23 protein-coding genes and 1 pseudogene are annotated in these 25,638 nt (G+C 64.9%); 10 read left to right on the top strand and 14 right to left on the bottom strand.

Annotation, left to right across the window (positions count from 1 at the left end):
* Nucleotides 1-32: 32 nt before the first annotated feature.
* Together glpX and ACFI9K_RS14265 are read left to right on the top strand one after the other, a co-directional pair.
* Complete coding sequence (gene glpX / locus ACFI9K_RS14270; RefSeq protein WP_222093703.1) at nt 33-1,073, top strand: class II fructose-bisphosphatase; 1,041 nt, start codon at nt 33-35, stop codon at nt 1,071-1,073.
* 32 nt (nt 1,074-1,105) lie between these two features.
* Nucleotides 1,106-2,509: a class II fumarate hydratase gene (locus ACFI9K_RS14265; RefSeq protein ID WP_222093704.1), complete on the top strand. Its 1,404-nt coding sequence runs from the start codon at nt 1,106-1,108 to the stop codon at nt 2,507-2,509.
* Nucleotides 2,510-2,648: 139 nt separating this feature from the next.
* Here ACFI9K_RS14265 and ACFI9K_RS14260 read toward each other — a convergent pair whose 3' ends face one another.
* Nucleotides 2,649-3,506, bottom strand: coding sequence for an acyl-ACP desaturase (locus ACFI9K_RS14260; protein ID WP_462664103.1), 858 nt, complete (start codon nt 3,504-3,506; stop codon nt 2,649-2,651).
* Nucleotides 3,507-3,727: 221 nt separating this feature from the next.
* Here ACFI9K_RS14260 and ACFI9K_RS14255 point away from each other — a divergent pair, with 221 nt between their 5' ends.
* Nucleotides 3,728-4,135, top strand: coding sequence for a limonene-1,2-epoxide hydrolase family protein (locus ACFI9K_RS14255; protein WP_462664102.1), 408 nt, complete (start codon nt 3,728-3,730; stop codon nt 4,133-4,135).
* Nucleotides 4,136-4,183: 48 nt separating this feature from the next.
* Here ACFI9K_RS14255 and ACFI9K_RS14250 read toward each other — a convergent pair whose 3' ends face one another.
* The 3 genes from ACFI9K_RS14250 to ACFI9K_RS14240 form a co-directional block, all read right to left on the bottom strand.
* Nucleotides 4,184-5,509 (bottom strand): PhoH family protein, encoded by a 1,326-nt coding sequence (locus tag ACFI9K_RS14250; RefSeq protein ID WP_170945933.1) that lies wholly within the window; start codon nt 5,507-5,509, stop codon nt 4,184-4,186.
* 306 nt (nt 5,510-5,815) lie between these two features.
* Complete coding sequence (glyA, locus tag ACFI9K_RS14245; protein WP_462664101.1) at nt 5,816-7,099, bottom strand: serine hydroxymethyltransferase; 1,284 nt, start codon at nt 7,097-7,099, stop codon at nt 5,816-5,818.
* Nucleotides 7,100-7,146: 47 nt separating this feature from the next.
* Entirely contained in the window at nt 7,147-8,343 is a 1,197-nt protein-coding gene (locus tag ACFI9K_RS14240) for a DUF885 domain-containing protein (RefSeq protein WP_462664100.1), read from the bottom strand.
* A gap of 120 nt (nt 8,344-8,463) precedes the next feature.
* On the opposite strand from ACFI9K_RS14240, the gene coaA reads away from it, so the two are divergent.
* On the top strand, nt 8,464-9,402 hold the full coding sequence (gene coaA, locus ACFI9K_RS14235) for a type I pantothenate kinase (protein ID WP_222094100.1): 939 nt from the start codon (nt 8,464-8,466) through the stop codon (nt 9,400-9,402).
* A gap of 12 nt (nt 9,403-9,414) precedes the next feature.
* Here coaA and ACFI9K_RS14230 read toward each other — a convergent pair whose 3' ends face one another.
* Nucleotides 9,415-10,197, bottom strand: coding sequence for an isoprenyl transferase (locus ACFI9K_RS14230; RefSeq protein ID WP_222093708.1), 783 nt, complete (start codon nt 10,195-10,197; stop codon nt 9,415-9,417).
* A gap of 147 nt (nt 10,198-10,344) precedes the next feature.
* On the opposite strand from ACFI9K_RS14230, the gene trhA reads away from it, so the two are divergent.
* Entirely contained in the window at nt 10,345-11,010 is a 666-nt protein-coding gene (gene trhA / locus ACFI9K_RS14225; RefSeq protein ID WP_462664099.1) for a PAQR family membrane homeostasis protein TrhA, read from the top strand.
* A gap of 7 nt (nt 11,011-11,017) precedes the next feature.
* Here the strand turns inward: trhA and ACFI9K_RS14220 are convergent, their stop codons facing one another.
* The 4 genes from ACFI9K_RS14220 to mca all read right to left on the bottom strand — a co-directional run bounded on the left by ACFI9K_RS14220 (nt 11,018) and on the right by mca (nt 15,231).
* Complete coding sequence (locus ACFI9K_RS14220) at nt 11,018-11,968, bottom strand: sensor domain-containing diguanylate cyclase (RefSeq protein ID WP_462664098.1); 951 nt, start codon at nt 11,966-11,968, stop codon at nt 11,018-11,020.
* 97 nt (nt 11,969-12,065) lie between these two features.
* Nucleotides 12,066-14,090 carry a thioredoxin domain-containing protein gene (locus ACFI9K_RS14215; RefSeq protein WP_462664097.1) on the bottom strand — a complete coding sequence of 675 codons (2,025 nt, stop codon included), beginning with the start codon at nt 14,088-14,090 and terminating at the stop codon, nt 12,066-12,068.
* On the bottom strand, nt 14,090-14,359 hold the full coding sequence (locus ACFI9K_RS14210) for a hypothetical protein (RefSeq protein ID WP_462664096.1): 270 nt from the start codon (nt 14,357-14,359) through the stop codon (nt 14,090-14,092). Before ACFI9K_RS14210 ends, ACFI9K_RS14215 begins: the two co-directional genes overlap by 1 nt.
* Nucleotides 14,356-15,231, bottom strand: a complete 876-nt coding sequence (gene mca / locus ACFI9K_RS14205; RefSeq protein ID WP_462664271.1) for a mycothiol conjugate amidase Mca — start codon at nt 15,229-15,231, stop codon at nt 14,356-14,358. The genes ACFI9K_RS14210 and mca overlap by 4 nt, the downstream gene beginning before the upstream one ends.
* Before the next feature lie 103 nt (nt 15,232-15,334).
* Between mca and ACFI9K_RS14200 the strand changes: the two genes are divergently transcribed.
* Entirely contained in the window at nt 15,335-15,772 is a 438-nt protein-coding gene (locus tag ACFI9K_RS14200; RefSeq protein ID WP_462664095.1) for a DUF4307 domain-containing protein, read from the top strand.
* A gap of 223 nt (nt 15,773-15,995) precedes the next feature.
* Complete coding sequence (gene greA / locus ACFI9K_RS14195; RefSeq protein WP_222093714.1) at nt 15,996-16,490, top strand: transcription elongation factor GreA; 495 nt, start codon at nt 15,996-15,998, stop codon at nt 16,488-16,490.
* Nucleotides 16,491-16,552: 62 nt separating this feature from the next.
* Here greA and ACFI9K_RS14190 read toward each other — a convergent pair.
* The 5 genes and pseudogenes from ACFI9K_RS14190 to ilvA all read right to left on the bottom strand — a co-directional run.
* Nucleotides 16,553-17,305: pseudogene (locus ACFI9K_RS14190) on the bottom strand (endo alpha-1,4 polygalactosaminidase); the annotation flags it as partial.
* Complete coding sequence (locus ACFI9K_RS14185; protein ID WP_222093716.1) at nt 17,305-18,099, bottom strand: ABC transporter permease; 795 nt, start codon at nt 18,097-18,099, stop codon at nt 17,305-17,307. The gene ACFI9K_RS14185 and the pseudogene ACFI9K_RS14190, both read right to left, overlap by 1 nt.
* Nucleotides 18,096-19,064: an ATP-binding cassette domain-containing protein gene (locus ACFI9K_RS14180; RefSeq protein ID WP_462664094.1), complete on the bottom strand. Its 969-nt coding sequence runs from the start codon at nt 19,062-19,064 to the stop codon at nt 18,096-18,098. Before ACFI9K_RS14180 ends, ACFI9K_RS14185 begins: the two co-directional genes overlap by 4 nt.
* A 55-nt stretch (nt 19,065-19,119) precedes the next feature.
* On the bottom strand, nt 19,120-22,251 hold the full coding sequence (locus tag ACFI9K_RS14175) for an arabinosyltransferase domain-containing protein (RefSeq protein WP_462664093.1): 3,132 nt from the start codon (nt 22,249-22,251) through the stop codon (nt 19,120-19,122).
* Nucleotides 22,252-22,325: 74 nt separating this feature from the next.
* Nucleotides 22,326-23,489 carry a threonine ammonia-lyase gene (ilvA, locus tag ACFI9K_RS14170; protein ID WP_462664270.1) on the bottom strand — a complete coding sequence of 388 codons (1,164 nt, stop codon included), beginning with the start codon at nt 23,487-23,489 and terminating at the stop codon, nt 22,326-22,328.
* Between the two features lie 182 nt (nt 23,490-23,671).
* Between ilvA and ACFI9K_RS14165 the strand changes: the two genes are divergently transcribed.
* Genes ACFI9K_RS14165 through ACFI9K_RS14155 form a run of 3 tightly spaced genes read left to right on the top strand, consistent with a single transcriptional unit; the run spans nt 23,672 to nt 25,601 of the window.
* Nucleotides 23,672-24,649: an Asp23/Gls24 family envelope stress response protein gene (locus tag ACFI9K_RS14165; RefSeq protein ID WP_462664092.1), complete on the top strand. Its 978-nt coding sequence runs from the start codon at nt 23,672-23,674 to the stop codon at nt 24,647-24,649.
* Nucleotides 24,649-25,200 carry a hypothetical protein gene (locus tag ACFI9K_RS14160; protein ID WP_462664091.1) on the top strand — a complete coding sequence of 184 codons (552 nt, stop codon included), beginning with the start codon at nt 24,649-24,651 and terminating at the stop codon, nt 25,198-25,200. Before ACFI9K_RS14165 ends, ACFI9K_RS14160 begins: the two co-directional genes overlap by 1 nt.
* 20 nt (nt 25,201-25,220) lie before the next feature.
* Complete coding sequence (locus ACFI9K_RS14155; protein ID WP_462664090.1) at nt 25,221-25,601, top strand: hypothetical protein; 381 nt, start codon at nt 25,221-25,223, stop codon at nt 25,599-25,601.
* Nucleotides 25,602-25,638: the final 37 nt, after the last annotated feature.

Below are 25,638 nucleotides of genomic sequence, written 5' to 3'. Positions count from 1 at the left end.
TAACACCCCACCAACCAGGAGGCTACAAACCGATGACGGCCAGCACCGAGTCCACTCGCGCCATGGCGCCAGATCGCAACCTCGCACTCGAACTCGTCCGCGTCACCGAGGCCGGTGCGCTCGCCTCGGGTCGCTGGGTCGGTCGGGGCGACAAGGAAGGCGGCGACGGAGCGGCAGTCGACGCGATGCGTCAGTTGGTCAGCTCGGTCTCCATGCGCGGCGTCGTCGTCATCGGCGAAGGCGAGAAGGACGAAGCGCCGATGCTCTACAACGGCGAGCAGGTCGGCAACGGCAACGGACCCGAGGTGGACTTCGCCGTCGACCCCGTCGACGGAACCACGCTGATGGCCAAGGGCATGCCCAACGCCATCTCGGTTCTCGCGGTCGCCGAGCGCGGCGCGATGTTCGATCCCTCCGCCGTGTTCTACATGGAGAAGATCGCCGTCGGACCCGATTACGCCGACGTCATCGACATCACCGCCCCCGTCGCCGAGAACATTGCCCGCATCGCCAAGATCAAGAAGGGTTCCGCCTCCGACGTGACGGTGTGCATCCTCGATCGTCCCCGGCATGCCGAACTGATCCAGCAGGTGCGCGACGCCGGATCCCGCATCCGGTTGATCTCCGACGGCGACGTCGCCGGCGCCATCGCCGCAGCCCGTCCCGATTCCGGCACCGACATGCTCATCGGCACCGGCGGAACGCCCGAGGGCATCATCGCGGCCGCTGCGATGCGCTGCATGGACGGCGCGATCCTGGGGCGTCTGGCACCCACGGACGACACCGAGAAGCAGAAGGCCATCGACGCCGGCCACGATCTCGATCGCGTCCTCGACACCAAGGACCTCGTCTCGGGTGAGAACGTCTTCTTCACTGCCACCGGCGTCACCGACGGCGACCTGCTGCGCGGCGTTCGCTACGCGGGCGGCGGTGCGCACACGCAGTCCATCGTCATGCGTTCGAAGTCCGGCACCGTGCGCATGATCGACGCCTACCACCGCCTCGAGAAGCTGCGCGAGTACTCCTCGGTGGACTTCGACGCCGACGAATCCGGCCAGGCACCGTCCTTCTGATCCCCGAAACCACGACTGGCAAAGTAAGGCTCATGACGCAGACAGACGAACAGCAGTTCCGGATCGAACACGACACCATGGGAGAGGTTCGCGTCCCCATCGACGCGCTCTGGCGCGCTCAGACGCAGCGTGCGGTGGAGAACTTCCCCATCTCGGGCCGCCCGCTCGAGCGCACCCAGATCCGCGCGATGGGCCTGCTCAAGGCAGCCTGCGCGCAGGTCAACAAGGACCTCGGTCTGCTCGACGGCGCACTGGCCGACGCGATCATCGCCGCCGCCAACGAGATCGCCGAGGGCAAGCACGACGATCAGTTCCCGATCGACGTCTTCCAGACCGGCTCGGGCACCAGCTCCAACATGAACGCCAACGAGGTCATCGCGTCGATCGCCAAGGCGAACGGCGTCGAGGTGCACCCCAACGATCACGTGAACATGTCGCAGTCCTCCAACGACACGTTCCCGACGGCTACACACGTCGCCGCCACCGAAGCAGCCGTCACCTCCCTCGTGCCCGCACTGCGGCACCTGCACGAGGCTCTGGTGACCAAGGCCACCGAGTGGAAGCACGTCGTCAAGTCCGGTCGCACCCACCTGATGGATGCCGTCCCGGTCACCCTGGGCCAGGAGTTCGGCGGCTACGCCCGTCAGATCGAAGCCGGCATCGAGCGCGTCGAAGCCACACTGCCGCGTCTCGGTGAACTGCCCATCGGCGGTACCGCCGTCGGCACCGGCCTCAACGCACCCGACGGCTTCGGCCCGAAAGTTGTTGCAGCACTGGTCGAATCCACCGGAATCGATGCGCTCACCGCAGCCAAGGATTCGTTCGAGGCACAGGCCGCGCGCGACGGACTCGTCGAGGCATCGGGCGCTCTGCGCACCATCGCGGTGTCACTGACCAAGATTGCCAACGACATTCGCTGGATGGGATCGGGGCCGCTCACCGGACTGGGCGAAATTGCACTCCCCGACCTGCAGCCCGGCAGCTCCATCATGCCCGGCAAGGTCAATCCGGTTCTGCCCGAGGCTGTTACGCAGGTCGCGGCCCAGGTCATCGGCAACGACGCGGCAGTGGCATTCGGCGGCGCATCGGGTGCCTTCGAGCTCAACGTCTACATCCCGATGATGGCCCGCAACGTCCTCGAGTCCTTCAAGTTGCTCGCCAACGTCTCGGTACTGTTCGCAGACAAGTGCGTCGTCGGCCTCGAAGCCAATGTCGAGCACCTCAAGACCCTCGCCGAGTCCTCGCCGTCCATCGTGACGCCGCTGAACTCCGCGATCGGCTACGAGGAAGCGGCCGCAGTCGCCAAGCAAGCACTGAAGGAAAAGAAGACGATCCGTCAGACCGTCATCGACCGCGGACTGATCGGCGACAAGCTCAGCGAAGCAGAGCTCGACAAGCGCCTCGACGTCCTCGCCATGGCGAAGGTCAAGGACTAGCTCGCCGGCTCGCTCTTTTCGAGAGCAACCGCCCCGAAACAGTCCGCCCCCGGTCGGATCAATGTGGCTTTCAGTCAGTTGGACTGCAACGAAGTCGCATTGATCCGCCGGGGCGGGTTCGTTCGAAGGGGGCCGAACCTCAGGCCAGGTGAGCGAGTTCCTCGCGTGCCTTCAGTCCGTCCTCACCCAGGTCGGTGCGATCGAAGATTTTCCAACCCGCGAGCAGCGGCTTGAACACCTTCTCGCGTTCCTGATCGGCGTCGTAGATGCCGGCTTCGGCGAGGGCGACGGTGCTGCTGCCACGGTCGGGCAGGTTCACGACGGGGATTGCGAATCCGTTCACGCGGTCTGCGATTGCGCGCGCGGCTTGATCCGGCACCACAGCGAAGGCCTCGTCGAGGATGTTGGCGTAGAACCTCGACTGCAGTTCGTCGTCGTCGGCGATCTTGCCGAGGATGGTGGCCAGTACCGGGTCCTTGCTGAGCGCAACGGTGTTCCGGTGCCTCAACGCGGCCGCAGCTTCCTCGATGGCGAAATGAGCCAGGATATCGAGCAGATGAAGGCTCGGCGCGTCGTAGCCGAGTGTCATGTGCTCCATCCGGACGCGCTCGAGCGCCACTGGATCGACGGCGCGAGTGAGTACCAGGTAGTTGCGCAGCACGATCGACTGACGGTTCTCCTCCGACGTCCACCGGCCGGTCCACTTCCACCAAGCTCCGAGCCCGGTGAGCGCGTGCGCCAATTCGCGGTGGTACGCGGGCAGGTTGTCGGCCACCAGCACCGCGACCGTCGCGGCCAGAATTTCGACATCACTGAGGTGTGACTGCTCGGGCGACCAGTCCTCGCCGCCGAGGAAGGCGAAGTTCTTGCCGTCGTCGAACGGCGCGAGGTCGTGGGGATGCCACTCGTTCGCAGCCTCGATGTGGCGTTTCAGATTCTCTTCGACCGCGGGCTCCAAACGGACCAGCAGATCACCGTCGGACAGGTTCGTAGACATGTGATAACCGTAGCGCCTGCGCCCCGGGCCCCGACGTCGCGCCCCTGACCTCTGTGATTTCTCCTAACGCCAGGTCGACGCGGGTCCGGTCACCGAAGGACGAACGCGTCGGTGGCAGCGTGAACGAGAACCGCCGGGCCGAACCGGTCTCCGGCGACATTCGAGGCGAACACGATCACACTGGAGTTCTCCGACGACAAGAGATTGGGACGGTCAACCGAGTGACGACAACGCAGCAGGCAACCGACATCGTGGAAAATCTGTTCGACGCGCTGAAATCTCGCGACATCGATCGCGCAATGGCCGTTCTCGACGAGCGGGTCGTCTGGCACAACGTGGGGCTACCGAAAGTGCGCGGTAGCTCGAACGTCGGACGGTTCCTGGCGGTGCTCGCCAAGCCTACGTTCGGCTTCGATGTCATAGTCCACAACATCGCGTCGACGGGGGATACCGTCCTGACCGAACGCACCGACGTCCTGATCTGGCGGCGGCTCCGAATCGAGTTCTGGGTGTGCGGAACATTCGAGGTGCGCGACGGCAGAGTAGCCGTCTGGCGCGATTACTTCGACACTACCGACTTCCTCAAAGGTGTTGCACGAGGAGTGTTTCGAGCGTTGACCGGACGGTGACGGAGTGGAGCCTGCGGAAAGACCCGCAGGCTCCACTCTGGTACGCCGTCAGGCTCCGGACGGGCCGAACTCTTCGAGCATCTCCGTCACCAGTGCGGCAATCGGTGAACGCTCACTGCGGGTGAGGGTGATGTGCGCGAAAAGCGGGTGACCCTTGAGCTTTTCGATGACGGCAGCGACGCCGTCATGTCGTCCGACCCGCAGGTTGTCTCGTTGCGCGACGTCGTGAGTGAGCACGACGCGTGAGCCCGACCCCAGTCGTGACAGGACCGTGAGCAGCACATTGCGCTCGAGTGACTGCGCCTCGTCGACGATCACGAACGAATCGTGGAGCGAGCGACCACGAATGTGCGTCAGTGGCAACACTTCCAGCATTCCGCGGGCGATGACCTCCTCCATCACCTCAGGACTAGCGAGACCTTCGAGTGTGTCGAAGACCGCCTGGCCCCACGGCCCCATCTTTTCACTCTCACTACCGGGCAGGTAGCCGAGCTCTTGGCCGCCGACGGCGTACAGAGGCCGGAACACAACGACTTTCCGGTGCGAGCGACGTTCGAGGACGGCCTCGAGACCGGCCGTCAGCGCCAGAGCCGACTTGCCGGTGCCGGCCTTTCCACCGAGCGAGACGATGCCGATGCTTTCGTCGAGCAGCAGATCGAGTGCCACTCGTTGTTCCGCAGAACGGCCGTGCAGACCGAACGCCTCACGCTCACCGCGCACCAACTGGATCTGCTTGTCGGGCGTGACGCGCCCCAGCGCACTCTGCCGTCCGGCAAGCAGTCGAACACCGGTGTGACACGGTAGATCTCGCGCCTCGGCCAAGTCGATGACACCGTCGTTGAACAGTGTGTCGACCGCGTCGGACGGCACGTCGAGCTCGGTCATGCCGGTCCAGCCGGACGGCACCACGTCATGAGCGTGGTACTCGTCGGCGGGAAGACCGACAGCACCGGCCTTGACGCGCAGCGGGATGTCCTTGCTGACGAGCACGACGTCCTTGCCCTCGGCCGCAAGGTTCAGGGCGCAGGCCAGGATTCGAGAATCGTTGGAGTCGGTACGGAATCCGACGGGAAGCACCGAAGGATCGGTGTGATTGAGCTCGACTTGCAGTGTGCCACCGGATGTTCCGATGGGAACCGGCTGGTCGAGTCGGCCGAATTCGACGCGCAGATCGTCGAGCATGCGCAATGATTCCCGCGCGAACCACCCGAGTTCGTGATGGTGGCGTTTGCCCTCCAGTTCGCTGATCACGATCAACGGGAGTACCACATTGTGCTCTGCGAATCGGATGACTGCCCACGGATCCGAGAGCAGGACCGAGGTATCGAGCACGAATGTCCGGAGAGGGGCGGAAACGGAGCGTGAAGTGGTCACGTGGGGCTCCTACGTCTGCGCGGTACCGCGCAAACTCTGTCGCTCGGCCGGTCGGGTCCGATGTGTCAGGTGACACGAGGACCGGGTACCGGCCCTCTCGCGCTCACTAGCTCAGTCACGTATCAGAACCTCCCGCACAGGCAGCTTCCCCGCTGCCTGTTACTGCCGACGGTACCGCCGAAATCCGGGTTCGGCTCGCTGGAAGTCTGGCGTGTCGGTGAACAACGCGTTACGTCGACATCGCCCCAGGTCGCCGGCAGACCGGTGCCGAAATTGCCCTCCCCCGGACGCGTGAGCGAGCCGGGATCAGCCCAGCAATCCCCAGTTTTCGAGACCCTCGTACAGCGGCTTGCTTTGTGCAAGCTCGACGACGCGTGTCTTCAAGGAATGGCTGGCCTCACCGGTGGCCAGGGCGGTAGCGATGATGTCGGCGACCTCGGTGAATTCGGCCTCACCGAATCCGCGGGTGGCCAGTGCACCGGTGCCGATGCGCAGGCCGGAGGTGACCATGGGCGGGCGTGGGTCGAAGGGCACGGCGTTGCGGTTGACGGTGATGCCGACCTCGTGCAGGAGGTCTTCGGCCTGCTGGCCGTCGAGCTCGGAGTTGCGCAGGTCGACGAGCACGAGGTGGACGTCGGTGCCGCCGGTGAGCACCGAGACACCCTTGTCGGCGACGTCGGCACCGGTGAGGCGTTCGGCGAGCAGCGACGCACCGAGCAGGGTGCGTTCCTGGCGCTCCTTGAACTCCGGCGTCGCGGCGATCTTGAAGGCGACGGCCTTCGCGGCGATGGCGTGCATCAGTGGCCCGCCCTGCTGGCCGGGGAACACGGCGGAGTTGAGCTTCTTGGCCCATTCCTTCTTGGCCAGGATGATGCCGGAACGCGGTCCGCCGAGGGTCTTGTGCACGGTGGAGGACACCACGTCCGCGTAAGGCACGGGCGAGGGGTGCACACCGGCGGCGACGAGTCCGGCGAAGTGCGCCATGTCGACCCAGAGCAGCGCGCCCACCTCGTCGGCGATGGACCGGAAGGCGGCGAAGTCCTGGTGGCGGGGGTATGCCGACCAACCGGCGATCAGCACCTGCGGCTTAGCGGCGATGGCCTGCTTGCGCACCTCGTCCATGTCGATGCGGTGATCTTCTTTGCTGACGCCGTAGGACTCGACCTCGTAGAGCTTGCCGGAGAAGTTGAGCTTCATGCCGTGCGTGAGGTGGCCACCGTGCGCGAGATCGAGTCCCATGATCTTGTCGCCCGGGTTGATCAGCGCCATCAGCACCGCGGCGTTGGCCTGCGCGCCGGCGTGCGGCTGGACGTTCGCGAACTCGGCACCGAAGAGTTCCTTGGCGCGGTTGCGCGCAAGATCCTCGACGATGTCGACGTGCTCGCAACCGCCGTAGTAGCGGCGGCCCGGGTAACCCTCGGCGTACTTGTTGGTCAGAACGCTGCCCTGAGCCTGCAGAACCGCGCGGGGAACGAAGTTCTCCGACGCGATCATTTCGAGGGTGTCGCGCTGACGTCCCAGTTCACCGGCCATCGCCTCGGCGACCTCGGGATCGAGTTCGGCCAGTGACAGGTTGTTGACGTCAGTCATAACAGGGGTCTCCCAGGGGACAGCAGAGTAAGAGGGCGAGTGCCAGTTTACGAGACGCGCAGTGCGCCCGGTGTCAGTGGCTCGTCGAGGAGCCTGCCGAACAGCTGTGCCCGGTCGCTGACGGTCTCCCCTCGGTCCAGCCAGCCGGCGAGAAGCTTGTATCCCTCGACGTAGGTACTGATGTAGGCCCGCCACAGCGGCGAGGACAGAAAGCGCAGGCTGTGCCGGGCGCGCTGCGGCGACGCCAGCGACCAACGCTCGAGGTAGGCGGCCACATCGTCCTCGCTCTTGTGCTGATCGTGCAGCAACAGTGCAGCGTCCTGACGCACGCCCAACAGCTGGCTCGACGCGGCCGAGAGGCGCTCGGCCTTGTCCCCGTCGAATCGCAGTCCGAGGTCGGCGTAGATCTCCTGCGCCCACGCACCCCAACCGTCACCGACGATCGCGCCGAGAGCGTGATCGGCCAGCCCCTCGGCCATCAGACACTGTGGCGTGTTGACCACGAACAACGTCTGCTCGAGCTGCCCGGCACCCACGAGCCCGGTCTCCTTGCGGCAGTGCTCGGTGTGGTGGCCGGGGTACGACTCGTGCGCGATGAGGTGCGGCAGATTGGCCATCTGCTGCTCGATGTCGGAGTTGATCGCGACGGTGGACTGGAAGTCGCCGAGGTAGTAGTTGAATCCCGACCAGGGCTTGTCTCCGACGACCTCGTAGGTGACCTTCTCGGTGTCGGGCAGGGTGTATTCGGCTCGGACGCGGTCGCGCAGCGCGGACGAGAACGCCTCGACGCAGTCCTGCAGCCGGTCGGCGGGAATGACGTCGGCGCGGCGATGGGCGATCAGCCGCTCGCTCAGCGAGCCGGGACCGGAGAGAACCTCGTCCATCTTGCGGTGAGCCTGCAGGTACTGGTCCTGATCACCGGGGGCGATGCGGACATCGAAGTAGGCGTCCACCTCGTCGACGAATCCGATGTCCTCGCCGGCGAACTTGCGCGCGGAACACTCCAACGCCCGCAGGTGCACGTCGAGGAACGTGCTGCGCTCGGGCGTCAGATCGACGTTCCCGAGCTCGGCGCGCAGCGTCTGCGCTCGACGGACGAGCTCGCGAGGCTCCGGTGCGGGGGCGTTCTCGGTGATTCTGCGCAACTCCGGATCGCCGGTGTATGCGTCGACAAAACCGTCTTCGAGGCGGTCGAAACTGAGGCCGAGCAGCAGGTATTCGCGTACCAGGGAAGCAGCATCCATACCCGAACCCTAGTACGGCGAACGACCCCGCCCGTGCGCGATCCACCGGCACCGAGCACAATCGGAAACCATGCGACTCGCGCTCCACGGGAGCTCAGCCAGACCCTGCGCAGCTCCGAAGTGTCGGAGCCGTGTGTGAGCGAGTCCAGCCCGTACGTCGAGTTCGACCGTGTGCAGTGGCGCACGCTGCGCCAATCCACGCCTTTGGTGCTCACCGAGGAAGAACTGATCGGCCTTCGCGGTCTCGGTGAACAGATAGACCTGGACGAGGTGGCCGAGGTCTACCTGCCCCTCGCGCGTCTGATCCACCTCCAGGTCGCGGCCCGGCAGCGGCTTTTCGCGGCGACGGCCACGTTCCTCGGTGAAAAGCACCCCGATCGTCAGGTCCCCTTCGTCATCGGTGTCGCCGGTAGCGTCGCCGTCGGCAAGTCGACCACTGCCCGTGTGCTGCAGGCACTCCTGGCTCGTTGGGACCACCATCCGCGAGTCGACCTGGTCACGACCGACGGATTCCTGTATCCGACGGCCGAGCTCATGCGTCGAGGCATTCTGCACCGCAAGGGTTTTCCGGAAAGTTACGACCGGCGCAAGCTGCTCAGATTCGTCACCGAGGTCAAGTCCGGGACCGAAGAGGTGGGCGCGCCGGTCTATTCGCACGTCTCCTACGACATCGTCAAGGGCCAGTATCACATGGTCCGGCAGCCCGACATCCTGATTGTGGAGGGCCTCAACGTATTACAGACCGGACCGCGGTTGATGGTCTCGGATCTGTTCGACTTCTCCATCTACGTCGACGCCCGCATCGAGGACATCGAGAGCTGGTACGTCAAGCGCTTCCTCGCGTTGCGCAAGACGTCGTTCACCGATCCGTCCTCGCATTTTCATCACTACGCCGGCCTGTCCGACGACCACGCGCAGATTGCCGCCGAGGATCTGTGGCATTCGATCAACCTGCCGAATCTGGTGGAGAACATCCTGCCGACGCGGCCGCGCGCGACCATGGTGTTGCGCAAGGACAACGATCACGCGATCAATCGGCTGCGTCTGCGCAAGCTGTAGCGCCGGGCCCCGTCAGATACCGAAGCGTCGGTGTCTGGCGGCGAAGTCACGCAGCGCACGCAGGAAGTCGACGCGTCGGAATTCGGGCCAGTAGGCCTCGGTGAACCATATCTCGGAATATGCGCTCTGCCACAGCAGGAAGCCGGAGAGGCGCTGTTCGCCCGAGGTACGGATGACGAGATCGGGATCGGGCTGGCCGGAGGTGTAGAGGTGACTGTCGATGCCGTCGACGTTGATGGAGGCGATGAGGTCGTCTCCCGAGACGCCCTCGGCGATCTTCTCGGTCACCAGGGACTGCACGGCGTCGGCGATTTCCTGACGACCGCCGTAGCCGACGGCGACGTTGACGTGCGTTCCGGTTCGCCCCTCGGTCAGAGCAGCCGCCTCCTTCAGCCGACGCGCGGTCGATGCGGGCAGCAGATCGAGGGTGCCCACGATCTTGACGCCCCAGTTCATCTCCGGACCGCAGATCTCCTCGACGACATCGGTGATGATGTCGAGCAGAGAATCGAGCTCGTCGGCTTCGCGCCTGAGGTTCTCGGTCGACAGCAGGTAGATGGTTGCCATCTCGATTCCGGCGGCATCGCACCAGCCGAGCATCTCGGCGATCTTCAACGCCCCCATGCGGTGGCCGTGTGCGACGTCGGTGAACCCGTTCTCTCGCGCCCAACGCCGGTTGCCGTCGCACATCACGGCCACGTGTCGCGGATGCTGCACTCCCTCGAGCTGGCTCAGCAGCCGCCGCTCGTAGACGTTGTAGAGAACGCCGCGCACCTTCTGCGGAATGATCACCACGTTGTCGTCACCACTGCTCCCGTCACCACTGCTCCTTCGGCACTGCGGGATCACCTTACGCCGACACCGACGAGCCGGGCGCCGGTACAGTAGCGTCCGAACCTACGGTGGCGTAGCTTTGGCCCGCGGTACGGAAAGGTCTTCGACATGACGATGTTCGGGCTGGACGAGATACCCGTCAAACCACGCATGCGCGGGTGGATTCACCTGTACGCGTTCTGCGTGGCGGTGGTCTGCGCGATCACGCTCGTCACGCTTGCCTTCAGCATGGTCTCGGTCAGCGCGGGGATCGCGACGGGCGTCTATGCCGTCACCGTCTGTGGGGTCTTCGGAGTCAGTGCCACGTACCACCGCGTGAATTGGAAGACCGCGGCGTCGCAGATCTGGATGAAGCGCGCCGATCATTCGATGATCTTTCTGTTCATCGCCGGCAGCTACACCCCGTTCGCCGTGCTGGGTCTACCCGCGTCGACCGGACGCACGCTGCTGATCATCGTGTGGCTCGGCGCCCTCGGCGGGGTGGCCCTGAAGATGTTGTGGCCCACCGCTCCCCGCTGGGTCGGCGTGCCGCTGTATCTGATCCTCGGCTGGGCGATCGTACCGGTTGCCCCCACCCTGATCGACCAGGTCGGCTACGCACCGTTCGTACTGCTGCTGGTGGGCGGAGTCTTCTACAGCGTGGGCGGCGTGCTGTACGCCACCAAGTGGCCGAACCCGTGGCCCACGACATTCGGACATCACGAATTCTTCCACGCTGCAACGGTATTGGCGGCGATCTGCCACCTCGTCGCCGTCTGGCTAGTCTTGTTCTGAGCACCCGTCAGGCGGGCCCGGATGCCTTGTCCCGGTACATCAGTTCGTCGGCCCGCTGGATGAGCCGTTCGCTCGATTCATTCGGTTCTCGAACCGCCACACCCACGCTCACCGACACCACGAGCAGTCGAGATCCGAACGGCACCGGTTCACTGGAAATCGCATCACGCACCGATTCGGCCAGCCGCGCGCCGTCGAGTGAGCTACCACCGACACCGTCCGTCACGGCGAACACGAACTCGTCTCCCGCGTAGCGCCCGACGACGCTGCCCCGCGGTGACCACTGTTGCAGTCGACGGCCCGCCGCCTCGAGTACCGCATCCCCGGCAGCATGACCGTGTGCATCGTTGATCGACTTGAGCCGATCGACATCGACGAAGGCCAAGGCAATCGGACGATCGGCCACAGCCCATTCGTCGACATGAGCCAGCAGCGGGCCTCGCCGCAGCAGGCCGGTCAGATCGTCACGCTCGGCGCGATCGCGCCAGTGCACGGTGTCGTCGACGACGGGATTGACCAGGTCCAGCAGCGCGACGATGAACCGCCGACCGCAGAAGACGGAAATCCCCACATGCATCCAGCACGAGACGACCTCACCGTCGCTGCGCCGAACCCGACGTAATGCTCCGATCGGCCTACCTGTCCCGGGCGAGCCGGACACGGGGTATCGACGATCGAGCTGCAACGCCAGCTTCTTGGCCGACGCACGATCGCCGAGTGGTACGAAATCTCCCACTGGGCGACCCACCATGTTCGCCGCCGGGCAATCGAGCACGTCCTCGCACAGCGCGTTGGCAGCGACCACCTCGTACTGCATCGAGTGGACCATCGCCGCCATCGGGACCGACGCTACGAAATTCGCCACGGCCGCCCGTTGCTCGTCGGTCACCGCTTCGTCGAGGGTGCCGTCGAGGGACTCGTCGCCCACGACACTGTCAGCGGTGACGCCTTCGCTCATGACACGCACCATCGATCCACTGATAGAAGTTTCCGCCCCGGGCCGAACAAGTTCCCGCAACGATACTGTTCACGAGCAGTAGCATCGCCGAGCTTGGTCATCTCTGCAGTGCGAGCGACAATTGTTCGGCTTCGGTCACAGGACGGTCGCAGACGAAGCCACGACACACGTACGCCGTCTCGAGTCCGTCGACGGGCGGACGGTCATTCAGTAGAACGGACGAATCGGTCTCGCCCACAACGACGATCGAACCCCCGGGTGCCAACCTTCGGGCGGCGGCCACCAGGGAGCCTCCCGGCGCGGTCGACACCGCGATCTGGATCGGGCCGCGTACGGATGCTTCTGCGACCGCCAGCCAGTGCCCGCCGGACCTCGGAGCGCGCTCGAGTATCAACGCTGCCCGCGCCAGCGACGCCGCCGCCAGTTCGCCGTAGCGAGCCGAGGACGTGTGATCGACCAGAGCAGCAACTGTGAGCAACGCCTCTGCCATCGTCGATGCTCCCGACGGGGTGGCCCCGTCGATGGGATCTCGTGGCCGGGTCACGAGCGTCTCGGCGTCATCGGCGGTATCGAACCAACTGCCTGCGTCGTCGGGATCGGCGAAGTGCTCGATCGCTGCATCGAGAAGCGAGGTCGCACGCTCTGTCCACACCGAGCCTCCGGTGGCTTGGAACAGTGCTGCGGCGGCAACGGCGAGACACGCGTAGTCCTCGAGCACGCCGGTGGCGTCCCCGACCGCGCTACCGAGAGATGCGCGGCGCACACGCCCCGATTCGACATGCGTCGCGAAGAGCTGCTCGCCGCATTCGACGGCCGCGTCGACCCAGGTGGACCGGTCCAATCCGATCCCCGCCTCGACGAGCGCGGTGATGTCCAGCCCGTTCCACGCGGTGACCACCTTGTCGTCGCGACCGGGCTGCGGCCGAGTGGCGCGAGCGTCCGACAGAGCACTACGCACCCGATCGAAACGGTCGTAGTCCTCCGGTTCGGCGGGGAGCTGCAACACCGACATGCCGGCCTCGAATGTGCCTGCCGAGTTCACCGCGAACAATCCGGCAGCCCACACGCCGTCCTCGAAGCCGAGGGTTTCGATCAATTGCTCCGGCGTCCAGGCGTAGGTCAGGCCCTCCACGCCCTCGGTATCGGCATCGAGCGCCGACGCGAAACAGCCATTGGCCGTGCGTAATTCACGAAGCATGAACTCCGCAGTGTCCGACGCCACCCGACGAAGAAGGGGATCGTCGTGGATCCGGGCTACATGCGCGTAGAACCGGAGCAGCAGGGCGTTGTCGTAGAGCATCTTCTCGAAATGCGGGACGATCCACTCGGCGTCGACGGAGTAGCGCGCGAACCCGCCGCCGAGTTGGTCGTAGATACCTCCCCGCCCCATCGCCGATGCGGTCCGCCGAACGACGTCGAGAACCTCACCGTTACCGGTGCGCTCGTAGTGGCGCAGCAGACCTTCGAGCAGTGCGCCCGGTGGAAACTTCGGGGCCTGGCCGAAGCCGCCGAAGGTGGTGTCCTCGTCGGCACAGACCGCTGCGACGGACACGGCCAGAGAATCGGCGTCGATCGGCGGTCCGCCTGCCGGAATCCCGGCGCTCTGCTTGCGCAGTTCCGTCACGATCGCGGCGGAGGCATCGAACACGTCCTGCCTGCGCGTCGACCACGTGTCGGCAATCGCGGTGAGCAGCTGCTCGAACGAGGGCATGCCCTGCTGCGGACTCGGCGGGTAATAGGTGCCGCAGTAGAACGGTTCCGTCTCGGGGGTGAGGAAGCAGGTCATCGGCCACCCGCCCTGGCCGGTCATCGCGACGGTGGCGTTCATGTACACCGAATCGAGATCGGGCCTTTCCTCACGGTCGACCTTGATGCACACGAAATTCTCGTTCATCAGCGCCGCAGTGGCCTCGTCCTCGAACGACTCGTGGGCCATGACGTGGCACCAATGGCACGCGGAGTACCCGATCGACAGCAGGATCGGAACGTCGCGGTCGCGGGCGGACTGCAGAGCTCGGGGACCCCACTGCTGCCAGTGCACCGGGTTGTCCGCGTGTTGACGCAGATACGGACTGGTGGATTCACCCAACGCATTGGCGTCGAGACTCCCGCCGTCGAGCATCAGGCCTCGTCGATGGTGCCGGGTTTCGGACGGACGGCGTCCGGTGGGCTGGTGTCGATTCCGCCGCGGTCGGTGCCCTCGTCGAGAGCCTGATCCAGCGTCGGATCGTCCTTCTCGAACGAGGCGGGCAAACGCTTGATCTTCTTGTTCATCGACCAGATCAACAGCGCGGTCCCGACCAAAAGCGCGACAAGAATCACCAACCCGATCGGCGAGGACTTCCCGAACTCGGGACCGGTGGGCTGCTGGGCGAGAATCGAGACGATCACTTGTCGGTCTCTTCGATTCCGGCGAACAAGTCCGTCTCGGGCAGGGAGGTTTTGACCCGGGTGCGGGCCAACTCGAATTCCTCGGTGGGCCACAACTTGCGCTGGACGTCCAGCGGCACCGCGAAGAAGGACCCGTTCGGATCGATCTGCGTCGCGTGCGCCCGGAGTGCGTCGTCCCGTTGATCGAAGTAATCACCGACGGAAACCTGGGTGGTGATCCGGCCGATGATCTCGTCGCGCTGGCCGTCCCATCGCTTCAACCAATCGACGAACGGGCTCTCCTCACCGCGGTCGATGAACCAGTCGTGGAAGAGCTGCATGCGCTTACGAATGAAACCGTGCGAGTAGTACAGCTTGAGCGGAGTCCAGGGCTCGCCCGCATCGGGGAAACGTTCCGGATCGCCGGCGGCCTCCCAGGCTGCCATCGAGACCTCGTGGCAACGGATGTGGTCGGGGTGCGGGTACCCACCACGCTCGTCGTAGGTGGTGATGACGTGCGGCTTGAACTCGCGAACCACCTTGACCAGCGCCTCGGTGGACACCTCCAACGGGACCAGCGCGAAACAGCCGTCGGGAAGCGGAGGAAGCGGATCGCCCTCGGGCAACCCGGAATCCTCGAATCCGAGCCAGGTCTGCTGCACACCGAGGATGCGCGCGGCTTCCGCCATCTCCTCGCGCCGAACCTCGCGGATGCGATCGTGCACTCCCGGAATGTCCATCGCGGGATTGAGGATGTCGCCCCGCTCACCGCCGGTGAGAGTGACGACCAGTACGTCGTGGCCTTCGGCCGCGTAGCGAGCCGTCGTCGCAGCACCTTTGCTCGACTCGTCGTCGGGATGGGCATGTACTGCCATGAGCCGCAGTCCGGACACGTTCTTCCTCACCTCGGATTCGCCTGATTCTTGCCTGCCCTATAGTTCCATCTGATGCCGACAGGCCCCCAGCGGCACCCCCCGAATCGACCCGAGAGTGGCCATGACCAACGCACTTCCCGCAGGTAGGTACCCGACGGGTTCCGGTCCCAGCGGAGTTCGGAAGGCCCCGAAACGTGCGACGAAAATCGCACTGGTTGCCCTGGTCGTGCTGGTCGGGCTGGGTGTCGCCTACTACGCTTACTCGAAGTTCTCGGTCAAACCCATCGAAGGAAGTCAGCTCTCCTTCGACATCGTCGACGACTCCACGATGTCCATCCGGTTCAGTGTCACCCGGCAGGATCCCGAGCAACCGGCCGTGTGCATCGTTCGCGCCCGTTCGCGAGACGGTTCCGAGACCGGCAGGCGCGAGATCTACATCCCGCAGTCTGCATCGGGCTCCGTGGAGCTGACCACCGAGGTGAAGACGTCGTCCCCGCCTGCGGTCGGTGACGTCTACGGCTGCAGCCTCGATGTTCCCCAATATTTACGAGGTCGATAGGCGAACTACCTGTTCGTGGTAAGCTCGGGTCGTACACGGCCGCCGAACAGGTGCCGTGTATTGCTGCATTGCGGGCAGGGTTCAACTGCGAACGATGACGAAGGCTCCAGGATGCGGGCCGACCAAGGGGATCCAACCATTGGAGTCCCCTGTTCGTTGCGTGGCCTACCTGTTGAGAAACCGGAATCGATATCGAGGTTCCGACTACGAGGGAGTGATCGAGATGACCGAGACCCAGGTGACCTGGTTGACCCAGGAATCACACGACAGGCTCAAGAACGAACTCGACCAACTCATTTCCAATCGCCCCATCATCGCCGCCGAAATCAACGAGCGTCGCGAAGAGGGCGATCTGAAGGAGAACGGCGGCTACCACGCCGCGCGCGAGGAGCAGGGCCAGCAGGAAGCACGTATCCGCCAGCTTCAGGAACTGCTCAACAACGCGAAGGTCGGCGAAGCGCCCACCCAGTCCGGTGTCGCGCTGCCCGGTTCTGTAGTCAAGGTCTACTACGACGGAGACGAGTCCGATACCGAGACATTCCTCATCGCCACCCGCGAAGAGGGCGCTCGCGACAACAAGCTCGAGGTGTACTCCCCCGCGTCGCCGCTGGGCGGATCGCTCATCGACGCCAAGGTCGGCGATACCCGTGAGTACACGCTGCCCAACGGCAAGACCATGAAGGTCACGCTCGTGAGCGCGGAGCCGTACCACACATAAGCCTGCTCACCGCACTGTTCGTACTCGTATGCCGGATCGGACGGAGACACCAGGCCGCGATCACGCAGAATCGTGACGGCCGGCCGATCGTCGCGGGCGCACAACCGATCGAACGGCTCGGCGAGGTTGTCGGTGTACTCGATGTCGTACACCCGAGCTCCGTATGCCGAAGTGTACGAGCCACATTCGTCGTAGGCGAGGCACTCCTCGGCGACGGCGAAATCGAATCCGACGTCGTCCCTCATCCGAACCGCTCCGTCCGGGGTGTTCTTCTGCGCGATCTCGATGCCCGACGCGTGAGCACGGTCTGCGTACAGGCGTGCCAGTGCGACTACCGAATCCTCGTCGATCGACTCCGGGAAGCGGGTCCAGGTGTCGAGGTTGTCGATTTCGACGGCGCCGAATCCCCGTGCGGCGCAACCGTCGATGATCGGCCCGATCACCGCGTCGATCTCCGCGCGCTTCCCGGGTGTACTCGGGTCGAGGATGTACTCGTCGGGCCACTCCGGATCGACCACCGGCGCGCCGCCGGCGTCGCGTAGCAGCAGTTCCGGGTTCCACTCGGCACCGGGCTGAGTCTGCAAGCCGTTGACGTAGCAGATCGACAGCGCGCCAGGTAACGGCTCCGCGGTGGAATCACGTACGACGGTGTCGAGACCGCCGGGTGCGTCGTACGCCGCACCGAGTTGGTAGTCGAATCGCTCGGTCTGTGCTGGATCGGTCTGTGTTGAATCGGATTGTGCTGGGTCGGAACTGCATCCCCCGATCGCTACCGCGGCGGCCAGAAAGCATGCTCCCGCCGCCGCGGTGCGCATCAGGAGGTCATCGTTTTCTGGTACTTGCGTACCGACAGCGGCACGAACACCACGAGCATCACCACAACCCAGATCAGGGTGTAGAGCACCGGATTCTGCAGCGGCCACACCTCCGGCGGCGGTGCCATCGGATTGGTGTTGCCGAATTGCTCACGTACCGCCAAGGTCACCGACGAGATCGGATTCCATTCCGCGATGGTCTTGAGCACGCTCGGGAAGTTGTCGATCGGCACGAAGGTGTTGGCGATGAACGTCAACGGGAAGACCACGATGAACGACGCGTTGTTGAATATCTCCGGCGAACGTACGGTCAGGCCCACCAAGGCCATCACCCACGAGATCGAGTACGCGAACAACAGCAGCAATACGTACCCCAGCAGGGCGTCGAAGAACGACGATGTGATCCGCCAGCCCACGATGAGCCCGGTGATCGACATGATCGTGATGGTGACGATGTTGTTGCCGACGTCTGCTGCGGTGCGCCCGATGACCACTGCCGATCGCGCCATGGGCAACGACCGGAACCGGTCCATCACGCCCTTCTGCAGATCCTCGGCGAGCGAGGACCCGGTCAGTGAGGACCCGAAGATCATCGTCTGTACGAAGATGCCGCCCATCAGGAAACTCTTGTAGTCGATTCCCGGGACGTCGATCGCACTGCCGAAGACGTACGCGAACAGCAGAACGAACATGATCGGTGACAGCGCTGCGAAGAACAGCAGATCGGGAACTCGCTTGAGCTTGATCAGATTTCGCTTGGTGATGATCGCGGAATCCAGGAGAACGTTGCTCATTTCTCTTCCTCCGCCGCTTCGGGCTCACCGGTGGACTGGCCGGTCAGACTCAGGAACACATCGTCGAGGTTCGGCCGTCGCAGACCGACGTCGACGACCCCGATCCCCGCCGCTTCGAGTTGGCTCAGCGCCGCGGACAGATCCTTGGATCCACCGTTGACCGGCATGACGATCCGACCCACCTGCTCGTCCAGGGTGGGCGGCTCGACGCCGATCGGGGTCAGGATCTCCTTCGCACGATCGGCCTGCGAGCGATCGGTGAGCACGAATTCGACTCGCTCGCCGCCAGTTTGGGCCTTGAGCTCGTTTGCCGTGCCGCGGGCGATGATCTTGCCCTTGTTCAGCACGATGATCGAATCCGCCAGCCGATCGGCTTCTTCGAGGTACTGCGTGGTCAACAGAATGGTCGTACCGTCGCGCACGAGGTCTGCGATGAACTCCCACATGGTGATTCGGCTGCGCGGATCGAGGCCGGTGGTGGGTTCGTCGAGGAACACCACCCGTGGTCGTCCGATCAGACTGGCCGCGATGTCGAGTCGACGACGCATGCCGCCCGAGTACTGCTTCGCGGTGCGATCACGCGCGTACTCCAGGTCGAACCGTTCGAGTAGCTCGCCCGCGCGGTTCTTCGCTTCGGCCTTGCGCAGACCGAACAGGCGGCCGACCATCTCGAGGTTCTCGTATCCGGTCAGGTACTCGTCCACGGCCGCGAACTGGCCGGTCAATCCGATCGTGCCGCGTACCTCGTTCGCCTGCTTCAGCACATCGAGACCGAAGATTGTCGCCGACCCCGACGTTGCTTTGAGCAGCGTGGCGAGAATGCGGACAGCCGTCGTCTTGCCGGCACCGTTGGGACCGAGCACACCCAGCACCGTGCCCTCAGGAACGGTGAAGTCGATCCCGTCGAGAGCGACGTTCTTCCCGTACCGGAGTACCAGGTTCTCTACTTCTATAGCGTTCGCCATGGCCCTCTCCCCGTTTCTTCCACTGTCGGTATAAGGACTTCCGAACGCGTAGAGATTAATCGGTCTTGATCGGACCGGGCGTCCACAGGCCCGAACGCTGGACCTCGGTGGTGTCTATCCGAGCCGGCTCCGCCGTCTCGTCGTACGGGGTGTACTGCTCAATCGATCCCCAGTCACGGTCCCAGTCGTCCTTCAGATACGACGGAATGGTGCGGGCCGAGGACACGATGTCGATCCATCCGAGCGGGCCGCCGCCGTAGTGGTCCTGCCACGCATTGGTGATGACGGCACCGCTACGGTCCGGCAGCACCCGGTACTGCGGCACCTCGGCGACACCGACCCGATGGTCGAACGGGTGCTGGCACGGAAAGTTGAAACCCACTTCCCAGTCGAGCAACACCGGATTCTCCCGGCCGACGATCTCGTTCAGGGTCTGCGTGCGTGGCACTCGCGGCGGGGTGACCGCAAGCCACTGATCGGAATCGCGATCGTTGTCGGAGAGCACCAGGCGAATCGTGTTGGTACCAGCGGGAATCTGGTCCATCGGGACGCGCAGGTCGCGCCACGACGGCGTCGGGCCGATGTCGATGGGCGTCACCCGCCCCTGCGCGCGACCGTCGACTCCGTACTCGAGCTCGAGGCTCTGGCCGTAGGTGACGATGCCGTCGGAGTTCACCGAGCGGATGCGTCCGGCAGCGGCGATGGTGATCAGGTCTCCCGGATCTGCGGGCAGCGTGTACCAGCCGGTCGTCAACGTCGCGGGAGTGTCGGATCCAAACGAACCGAGTACCGGCACCTGCGCCGGGTCCAGGCCGAACGGCAGTGCGCTGCCCCCGGTTCCGGCCCCGGTGGTCGACGTCGGCTGTTGCTGCTCCTCGGTATCGACGGTGTTCGAGGTGCCCGACGCCGAGGCCTCCTTGTCTGCGGTGAGATCGCGAGCGACTCCGTCCGAGGTGAAGCCGTCGTTCTCGGCCCCGAGCGCGGCAAAGGCGTCACCGGTGACCGGTTGCAGCACATCGGCATTGGGGTTCATCTCGAGCAGTACGTCGTTGGCGAGTCCACACGTGTTCCCGGTCAGCGCCGAGAGGTTCGACTTCGCGACGGAGTACGACGGCCATTGCGCCACAGCACCCTTGGCCATCGATGCCACGGCCAGCAGTACCATCAGGGCGGCGGCGACGGCGATGGGCGGCACCGACCACCACCGCGCCAAGGGCTTGTCGACGCGAACGTACGGCGCACGGAGATGGAACCACACGGCCGCCAGTAAGAGCAGCAGCGTCGCCCCGAGGAACATCGTCGAGATACCGAGGCCCGCGACGAGAATCGGCTTGTCCCAGAACGGAACTCCCCAGGCCGAGACGTACCAGTAGCCGTTGGTTCCGGTGAAGGCGACCGCCAGCAGGAAAGACACAGCAGCGGCGAACAGCAGGCGGTTGCGGCGCGAGCGAAGCACCGCGGCACCGGTGGCCACCGCTGCGAGAACCGCGACCGATGCCGCGAGCCCGGCGAAGACTCCGAAGTGGTGTGTCCACTTGGTCGGGGTGATCATCATCAACGCCATTGCGCCGACGGTGATACCGACTATCCGACGCGCGGGACCGGTTGCGGTGCCCGGGATCTTGCCGCCCTTGCGCAGCATCGCGATCACCACCGTGATCAGCGAGACGATCATGACGAAGACTCCGAAGCGGCGCGCGAGCGAGCCGTCGATGTCGATGTTCATCAGCCACTGGTACCGCAGATACTCCTCGAACCACGCCTGGCTGGGTCCGGCCGCGTTGTGTACCCGCTGCATTTCGAGCATCCCGGCCACGGTTTGGTTGCCGAAGGCGAACACCAACACCACCGTGCCCGACGCCACCAACGGGGTCAGCAACGTTGCCGCGCCGAGTGCGGTACTGCTGAACTGCCGGGCCCGGGCGACGACGATCTGCAGAACCGGTCGAGCTCCTGCGATCAGCGGCGCGAAGCAGATGAAGCCGGACGGGGCACACGTGACGGTCAGTGCGGCGATCAGAATTGCCGCTGCTGCGGGCAGCAATCTTCGGGTCGCGATCGACCGCTCCACCGAACACCACGTCAACAGCACACCGAGCGCCACGAACGGCTCCGGGCGCAAGCCGTTGTTGTAGGGCAGCCAGAACGCGAGCATCACGAGCCCGCCGGTCCACAGGGCAGTCTTCGACGCACGAGCGGCGGCACCGAACCGCGGGATCACCTCGCGACTGATGACGAGCCACGCGACGACGGCGCAAAGCAGCGTGGGCAACCGCATCCAGACACTGGCGGTCGACACGTGGGAGAGAAGAGTGAACATGTCGTACAACGGTGTGCCGAACGGAGTCTCGGGCACACCGAAGTAGCGGAAGTAATTGGCCATGTACCCGGCATGATCGGCCGTTCGGGCCATTCCGAGCTGATAGCCGTCGTCGGAGGTGTTCGCGCCGATGACGTGCCACACCAGCAGCGTTCCGATCACCACCGCGTCGGCCAACCCGAAAGTCCACCAGCGACGCGGAAGGAACCGACGGGCACGGCGGCCGTCGGACAGGTCCAGGCGGTGCAGCGCCACCAACGAGACGATGGTGGCGAGCACACCGACGATCATCGCGAACCACTTGAGCACGCTCGGAGTCGAGGAGAAGCGGCTGTCCAGCTCGGCCTGCAACTGCAGACCGGGAACGCTTCCCTGCAGATCACTGAAGACGCCGACCAATTGCGGCCGGACGTCGCCGTCACGCGTCACGGGGTCTTCGCCGGTCAGTCCGACGGTGGTCGCAGTACCGTTCGAGGTAATGGTGAGCGAGCAGTCGCCCGCAGTCGATGGGTTCAGTTCCGCGACCGGCTTCTCCAGCAGAACCGAATCTCGCAGCGTCACCTTCAGCTGCGGCGCGTCCCCGTCCGTGATCTCCGCAACGAGACCGTAGCGATACGCGTCGGGGGATCCCTTCGGCGAGGTGGACAGCAACAGCCCACCGCCCGGGAGCCGATTCGCGGCGTCACACGGGATGGTCGCGTCGACGCCGATCGGGGTGTATCCGACGAGCGGGGCTTCGACATTGGAGACTGTCTCGCTCTGCGGCCAGGTCAACGACGACTGCTGTTGTTCGATCGGCAACAGAGGTATCGCGATCGTCAGCAGAATTCCCAGGACGGCGGAAACGATCGCGACGAGCCGAGCCATGCAAATATCTCCCACCGATGTCCTGGTTCAGGTCGCTGATCAAGGTACCAGTGCGACCTGAGTGAACCGGGCCCTCAGTTCTCGACCTGCACCGCATATCCCGCCGCGCCCAGAGCGTCGAGCACCGAGCCGCGGTGATCGGGTCCACGGGTCTCGACGGTCAACATCACATCGACTTCCTCGAGGCCGAGCCGGCCACCGGTGCGGGAGTGCACGACGTCGACCACACTGGCTCCCGCGTCGCGCACCACGCCCAGGACCCCGGTCAGCCCACCCGGCTTGTCCGAAATCGTCACGCGGACCGCAAGATACCGTCCACCTGCGCGAAGTCCATGAGTGATGACGTGGGTGAGCAGCAGCGGGTCGATGTTTCCGCCGGAGAGAATCGCGCACACCGAGCCGGTCAAACCGAGCTCCTCGGCCGAGTGCGTCATCAACGCCGCCACCGCAGCCGCGCCCGCCGGTTCGACGATGAGCTTGGCTCGCTCGATACACAGCACCAGAGCACGGGAGAGGGCGTCCTCGCTGACGGTGACGACGTCGTCCACCCAGCCCTGCACATGATCGAACGGCACCGATCCGGGCAGGCCGATCGCGATACCGTCGGCCATCGTCGACATCGATGTCAGGGCGATCGGGTGTCCCGCTTTCAGCGACGCGGGCCACGCGGCAGCGCCCTCGGCCTGCACTCCTACGATTCTGACATCGGGCTTCGTCAGTTTCACCGCTGCGGCGACTCCGGCCAGCAGGCCCCCGCCACCGGTGGGGATCACGATGGTCCCGACGTCCGGCATCTGCTGCAGCAGCTCGGTACCGAGCGTTGCCTGCCCGGCGACGATGTCGAGATGATCGAACGGATGGATGAGGGTGGCACCGGTCGTCTCGGCGAATTCGCGCGCCGACTTCAATGCCTCGTCCACGGTGTTACCCACCAGATGTACCGTCGCGCCGTATGCCTTGGTGGCCACCAGCTTCGGCAGTGATACGCCCACCGGCATGAAGACCGTCGAGGTGATCCCCACTTGCGACGCGGCCCACGCGACACCCTGCGCGTGGTTGCCGGCGCTGGCCGCCACCACACCGCGGGCGCGCTGGTCGGCGTCGAGCCTGGCGATGCGGTTGTACGCTCCACGCGGCTTGAACGACCCCGTTCGCTGCAGGTTCTCGCATTTGAGGCGCACCTCGTGGCCCGTCAGATCCGACAGAATCCGCGACGCCACCACCGGGGTCCGGCGCATCACCGGGGCCAGTAGCTCCTCCGCAGAGGCAATATCCGACGCGGTCACCCGCACAATTTCCGACACGGTCGCAGTATGCCAGGAACTATTACTCCCATGACGGCACCCGTCGCTGGTCGTCACTACAGTTGTGGAGCGCGAGCCGCACCAGAGCGAGCCGCGACCGGCGCAAAGGATTCTCGGTGACGACGCAGGCTGAATCCGACGAGGTCAGCGACGATCCCGGTTCGCGCGGCAACCTCGACATGCGCGGCAGTCTCGATGTGCGGGGCAGTCTCGAGATCAAGGACCGGGCCATCTCCCGGACTGCTATCGCGGCGGCACTGAAGGATTCACGGGTCACCCGCACCACCGGTGGCTTCTCGCGGCTGACCGGGCGCGAACTCCCCCGCGCCGACGTCACCCTCGGCGAGGACACCATCGCCGTCAACCTCTACATCGGTGTCCGATGGCCGTCGCAGATCACCGAGGTCACCGAGGCGGTGCACGAGGCCGTCGAAGCCGCGCTAGCGACGATGACCGGCCTGCACGTGCATCGGGTCAACGTCTTGGTATCCGAGACCAGCCTCGACCCGCGCGCTGTCTCCACCGGTGATTCACTGGCGGCACCCATCGTCGCGCCTCGTCCACCCACCGCAGGTCCGGCCGCGATGCCGGTGGCACTGTTGTTCGGATTCATGTTGCTGGCCGTGGCGTTCGTCGCCGGTCGAGAATTCCTCATCACGAACGGGAGCCTCGGCGGCAGTCCGTGGATCGCCGACGCGATCGACTGGGTCGCCCGAGCGCACTGGCAACAATGGATGATTGCCGCCGCGATCGCTGCTGCCGTCATCGGACTGCTGCTCGTCTTCATCGGCGTCAAACCACGAACGAGAACTCATTCCGGGGTGGGCGGCGCGGCACCGACCGTGTGGGCAACAGCTACCGACATCGCCCGATTGTGCAGTGCAGCAGCGCAGTCCACCCGCGGAGTCGTGGACGCGCATACCGTCGTGACGCGCAGGAAGATCGTCGTGCGGGTAGCACGAGATTCGGCTTTCGATGTCGACACCGTCGAAGCTGCTGTGCGCGATGCCCTTGCGCCAGTGCTGTCCGTTGCCGGCGGCGGACGGCGCCTGACACTGCAGCAGTCGGTCGCGCAACCGGCGAAGGTTTCCTGATGAAGACGTTCGTCGCCGGGGTGGACCGGCTTCTCGCCGTCCTTGCCGGGCTCGCGCTACTGGCCGGCGGGAGCTTCGCCCTTGCGTGGCACTACGACGTTCAGTGGGCGCGAGAGTCGTTGTCTCGCTTCGACCGTGCCCGAATTGCCGAATTGCCGCAACAGGGCTGGTGGGTCCCGATGCTGGCGATCGTCGCGGCAGTAGCCGTCGTGGTGGCTCTGCTGTTGCTGGTCGGCAACTTCTCCCCGCGTCGGACCGGAACGGCAAGTGTCATCGAGGAACCGCACTTCTCGGCACACGTGGATCTGAGCGCCATCGCATCCGGCGTGGCCGCCGAGTTGGCCGAATTTCACGGTGTTCGACGAGCCAGAGGAACGGCGATCGACGACCGAGGTACGCCCACGATCGCCGTATCGGTCTATGCTGCAGCTGATTTCGATGTCGTGGCGTTCACAGCCGAAGCCGAGTCCCGTGCAGCATTCGTTGCACGGTCGCTGGGCGGCGCGGATGTCGCGACACGCGTTCAAGTGCACGTCGACAAGCGGAGATGACACCGCGTTACGGTGGATTCATGACGGCATCGACGCGCAGTAGGTTCGAGCGATGGTCCGGCGGAATGCCCCTCGCGGTTCCGGTGGCCTTCGGAGCTGTGCTGATCGTTGCCGCCTTTGCCTCGAAACTCGGCTCCAGTTCCGTCTACTTCTACGTTCCCCTGGTCTTCACCGCAACCGGAACGATGATCTGGCTGAAGGGACGTCATACCCGCGAGCTGGCACACGCCGCTGTGGGATCAGTACTCCTGTGTGGTTGCGCCACCGTCGTCGCGGTCTGCGGCCTCGCCGGCGGTCTGATGCTGAACTCTCCGACCTTCTGGGCAGCGATTGCGGTAACTGCTGCTATCGCCGCACCCATCGGTGCTGGCATCAGTCCACTCTCGTCACCGAACGGCTAGAACCGCACTCCCCCGCCGGATCAATGCGCCATTGTTG

This window comes from Rhodococcus sp. PSi06 (genome assembly GCF_054960675.1).
This window is presented reverse-complemented; position numbering and strand designations above follow the sequence as displayed.